1 protein-coding gene is annotated in these 543 nt (G+C 41.1%); it reads left to right on the forward strand.

The window, feature by feature from the left end; all coding sequences use genetic code 11:
* The first annotated feature begins 31 nt into the window (after positions 1 to 31).
* Positions 32 to 349: a heavy metal-binding domain-containing protein gene (locus tag R7190_RS29975; RefSeq protein ID WP_005462608.1), complete on the forward strand. Its 318-nt coding sequence runs from the start codon at positions 32 to 34 to the stop codon at positions 347 to 349.
* Positions 350 to 543 lie beyond the last annotated feature (194 nt).

The raw sequence follows: 543 nt of genomic DNA on the forward strand, positions 1-543 counted from the left end.
TGTATTTACTTCATAGAATTAAGGGCACGACATGATTTACACAACAACAGATACGATTCCAGGCAAGGAAATAGCAGAGGTCAGAGGAGTGGTGACGGGCAACGTTGTTCAATCTAAGCATATAGGCAGAGACCTAATGGCTGGTCTAAAAAGCATTGTTGGTGGAGAGATCCGCGGATACACCGAAATGATGACCGAAGCACGTGACATTGCTATTCAACGTATGGTCGAGCAAGCGAACCAGAAAGGCGCTGATGCGATTGTAGGAATTCGCTTTACTACAAGCTCAATTGTCGATGGTTCATCTGAAATCCTTGCTTTTGGTACCGCTGTAAAGCTCGTGGAATAGAATTGCTTTTGATTGGCGAGGCAACATCGGTTCTTCGCCTTCTTTAGACTCTCCCTCAAGTGGTTTGAGTAAGCCATAGCTTCACTCCTAAATGTTAAAAAAACTCAAATTCTAATCCTAGGGTTTTATTGGTATATTTTTTATGAATGTGAATTTTTATTCGTTTTATTGGCTGACTTTAAGTAGGGTAAATA

It is taken from the genome of Vibrio sp. 1078-1 (genome assembly GCF_033340475.1).